The sequence below is a fragment of the Actinoplanes sp. NPDC051411 genome (genome assembly GCF_040682075.1).
Taxonomy (GTDB): domain Bacteria; phylum Actinomycetota; class Actinomycetes; order Mycobacteriales; family Micromonosporaceae; genus Actinoplanes.
The window spans coordinates 2098-6159 of record NZ_JBFBAD010000225.1; the positions used below are offsets into that span (position 1 = coordinate 2098).

The 4062-nt window shown below is 69.8% G+C and carries 3 protein-coding genes and 1 pseudogene; 2 read left to right on the forward strand and 2 right to left on the reverse strand.

What is annotated here, in order from left to right:
• Window positions 1-572: 572 nt before the first annotated feature.
• Both AB0M88_RS51605 and mshA read right to left on the reverse strand, forming a co-directional pair.
• Window positions 573-1058, reverse strand: a complete 486-nt coding sequence (locus tag AB0M88_RS51605) for a YbjN domain-containing protein (RefSeq protein WP_364115440.1) — start codon at window positions 1056-1058, stop codon at window positions 573-575.
• Window positions 1052-2408 (reverse strand): annotated as a pseudogene (mshA, locus tag AB0M88_RS51610) (D-inositol-3-phosphate glycosyltransferase). The gene AB0M88_RS51605 and the pseudogene mshA overlap by 7 nt, the downstream one beginning before the upstream one ends.
• Before the next feature lie 67 nt (window positions 2409-2475).
• Between mshA and AB0M88_RS51615 the strand changes: the two are divergent.
• On the forward strand, window positions 2476-3231 hold the full coding sequence (locus tag AB0M88_RS51615; protein ID WP_364115443.1) for an SDR family NAD(P)-dependent oxidoreductase: 756 nt from the start codon (window positions 2476-2478) through the stop codon (window positions 3229-3231).
• An 11-nt stretch (window positions 3232-3242) separates the two neighbouring features.
• A complete protein-coding gene (locus AB0M88_RS51620) occupies window positions 3243-3995 on the forward strand; it encodes a class I SAM-dependent methyltransferase (RefSeq protein ID WP_364115446.1) in 753 nt (250 codons plus the stop codon).
• Window positions 3996-4062: the final 67 nt, after the last annotated feature.

Consider the following 4062-nt stretch of genomic DNA (forward strand, 5'->3'; position numbering starts at 1 on the left):
CGCTGGCCACCTAGAGCGTCGCTGGCCACCTAGAGCGTCGCTGGCCACCTAGAGCGTCGCTGGCCACCTAGAGCGTCGCTGGCCACCTAGAGCGTCGCTGGCCACCTAGAGCGTCGTTCGCCGGCGGCGGCGGACGACGCCCATCCCCATAGGCGTCGCCCGCACTAACCGCCGGTCTCGGGTCGCGCCGTCCCCCAACGGCATATGCCACCCGTCCCCAAACGCCGATCGCGGCGACCATTGCTGATCAACCAGTTCCCCGAACTAACGATCCGGCGTCCATTGATTACGCTAGTTGGGCCTGTCAAACCCCACAAGCCAGTTGGCTGTCTGCCATCTGTCTGAACCGTCACAGCCATCGAAAAAAAGCCGATCGGTGGATCGACCTGTCCTTCATACGGACCCTCAACCTGGTAAAAGGGGGCCGGAATGGCGGCGGGCCGAATCCCGATTCACCGGGTGTTCACCAGCGCTTCAAGGCGGATCGGAAGTTTCGCGGGCGCATGATCGCATTCGAAGAAGTAAGGCACGTCACTAAGCGCAGTAGTCCATGGTGGACATTGTGACGAGCGCTACTCGCCGGCCGGCGGGGCGAGGTGGCGGAACGCCTGGAGGTTGGCCAGGGATTCGCCTCGTTTGACGCGCCAGTCCCATTCTCGGCGGATCGACGTGCCGAAGCCGATCTCGAGCATCGTGTCGAACGACTCGTCGGCGTACGTCAGGACCGAGCCGAGCAGCCGGTCGAGTTCGTCCTCGTCGAGGCCCTTCAGTGACACCCGGCCGGTCAGGTAGACGTCGCCGACCGCGTCGATCGAGAACGAGACCGCGTACATGCGGGCGTTTCGCCGCAAAAGCCAGGCCCACAGGTCTTCGCGGCGCTCGTCGGGCTGGCGCATCACGAACGCCTCGATGCGCAGCGCGTGCTCGCCGACGATCAGGTTGCAGGCGGTCTTGAGCTTGTGGGTGCCGGGGAGCGTCACCACGTAAGCCCCGGGACCGGTGGTGTCCCACTCCAGCTCGCGTTCGGTCAGGACCCGTTCGATGAGGGCGGTCACCATATGCACGCCTCGTCCAGGGAGGAAAGGCGGGAGGCGATCAGCGCGCGGTGGTCGGTCACGGCCCCACGGTAGACCCGGAGCAGGGCCTCGGCCGTACGGTCCCAGGAGAAGTCGGCGGCGTGCGCGACCGCCCCCGCCGCGAGCATCGCGCGATGCCGCGGAGCGGCGAGCAGGTTGTCGAGCACCCGCGCCCAGTCCCGCACGTCGTGCCCGTCGATCAGCACCCCGCTGACGCCGTCCTTCACCGCCGTGACCAGCCCGCCGACCGCGGCCGCCACCACCGGCGTGCCGCACGCCTGGGCCTCCAGGGCGACCAGGCCGAACGACTCGCTGTGCGACGGCACCGCGACCAGGTCGGCGGTGCGGTAGAGAGCGGCCAGGTCGTCACCGGTCAGCGGCGGCAGGAACACCACCGAGCCGGCGACACCGAGCGACGCGGCCAGCTCCATCAGCGCGGTCGGGCGCTCGAGGCCGCTGCCGCTCGGGCCGCCGCAGATGACCACGGTGACGTCCTGGTCCGACATCGCCTTGAGGCAGGCGAGGGCGCCGACCAGCACGTCCGGGCCCTTGAGGGGCTGGATGCGGCCGACGAAGGCGACGATCTTGCCGGTGGGTGGCAGCCCGAGAGCCGCGCGATCGCTGCGGCCGGGACGGAACCGGTCGAGGTCGACGCCCGGCTCGACGACCACCACGCGGGACGGGTCGGCGTCGTACGAGCCGACCAGGTCGGCGGCCTCGAAGCGGGTGTTGGCGACCAGGCGGTCGGACTCGGCGATCACCTGCTCCTCGCCGATCACCCGGGCCTTGGGCTCGGGACGGTCGCCGTCGGCGATCAGCCGGTTCTTGACCTTGGCCAGGGTGTGGGCGGTGTGCACGTGCGGCACGCCCCAGCGCTCCCGGGCCAGCCAGCCGACCTGCCCGGACAGCCAGTAGTGGGAGTGGATGAGGTCGTAGTAGCCGGGCGGGTGGGCCGCCTCGGCCCGCAGTACGCCGTGCGTGAAGGCGCACAGCTGAGACGGGAGTTCCTCCTTGGACAGACCCTCGAGCGGTCCGGCGTTCACGTGCCGGACCTTCACTCCAGGGGCCATCTCGACCACGGGCGGCAATTCGCCCCGGGTGGCGCGGGTGAAGATCTCCACCTCGACGCCGAGTTTGGCCAGTCGCTTCGAGACCTCGACGATGTACACGTTCATGCCGCCCGCGTCACCGGTGCCCGGTTGTTCGAGGGGGGACGTGTGCACGGAGAGGGTGGCGATGCGGCGGGGGGCCGGCCACTCAGCCACGATTTTTCCTCCGGGGTAACGGTCAAACGTAACCTGCAACTGTTACGCCGTGATTCATCTTCCCCATCGGGGAGGCGTGAACCACGCCTCAGGCGGTTGGGGGTGATGCACGTCATTAGGAGAGGATCGGTGACATGCAGAAGATCGCGGTTGTCACGGGCGCGTCGAGCGGGATCGGCGAGGCCACGGCCCGCCGGCTCGCCGCCGAGGGATTCCACGTCGTCGCGGCTGCCCGGCGGGCCGACCGGCTGGCGGCGTTGGTCAAGGACATCGGCCCGGCGGCGACCGCGGTCGAGTGCGACGTGACCTCGGACGAGTCGGTCGCCGGCCTGGCCGCCGAGGTGGCCGGGCTGGGCGGTCCGGTCACGGTTCTGGTCAACAACGCGGGCGGCGCCGTCGGCCTCGACCCGGTCGCGTCCGCGTCGGTCGCCGACTGGCAGGCGATGTACGACGTGAACGTCCTCGGCACCCTCCGCATGACGAAGGCGCTGCTCCCGGCGTTGGAGGCGAGTGGCGCCGGCACGATCGTGACGGTCGGGTCGACGGCCGCGTTCGTCGTCTACGAGGGCGGCGGTGGTTACGCCGCGGCCAAGCACGCGCAGGGCGCCCTGGTCGGCACGCTCCGACTGGAGATCGTCGGCAAACCGGTGCGGGTGATCGAGATCGATCCGGGCATGGTGCGCACCGAGGAGTTCTCGCTCAAGCGCTTCGGCGGCGATCAGGCGGCCGCCGACAAGATCTACGAGGGCGTGGCCGAGCCGCTGGTCGCCGACGACATCGCCGACCTGATCGTCTTCGCGGCGACGCGGCCCCAGCACGTCAACATCGACCGGCTCGTGGTGCGGCCGATCGCCCAGGCCGCGCAACACAAAGTGCATCGCGAGAAGTAGCGGTCACGGTCATGAAGCCGGTCGGCGAGATCACGCGGGGAACGACCAACCCCAACCGGTTGCGCCGGGTGGACAACTTCATCGCGTACCGCTGCGGTGAGCTGCTGCGGAACGCAGCGCGACCCTTGGTGATCGATCTGGGTTACGGCGCGACGCCGGTCACCGCGGTGGAACTTCGAGGCCGCCTGGCGGCCTCGGTGCGACGAGACGTCGCGGTGGTCGGTTTGGAGATCGATCCCGTACGCGTGGAAGCCGCGCTTCCCTTCGCCGATCCGCCGGGTCTTCAGTTCCGCCGCGGCGGGTTCGAGCTGGCCGGCCTGCGTCCCGTGGTGGTACGCGCGTTCAACGTGCTCCGGCAGTACGACGAGTCCGAGGTCGCGGCGGCCTGGCGGCAGATGACCGCGACCGGGGCCGTGCTGGTCGAGGGCACGTGCGACGAGCTGGGCCGGATCGCCACCTGGGCGGTGGTGTCGGACGGGCGGCCGTCGACGCTCACCTTCTCGGCTCGTCTGTCCGATCTGGACCATCCGGCGACCTTCGCCGAGCGGCTGCCCAAAGCGCTGATCCACCACAACGTGCCCGGTCATCCGATCCACGATCTGCTGCATCTGTTCGGGCGCGCGTGGGAGGCGGAGGCGGCGCCGTTCGGGCCGCGGCAGCGCTGGCTGGCCACTGTGCGCCGGCTTCGCGACGAGGGGGTTCCGGTTCTGGACGGGCCGCATCGGTGGCGACGCGGCGAGCTCACGGTGCCCTGGCCTTTCTGACGGAAAACGGTCGGGGGGGGGGGCCGCCCAGGTCCGCCCCCACCCCCAGCGGGGCGGGAACGTTTTA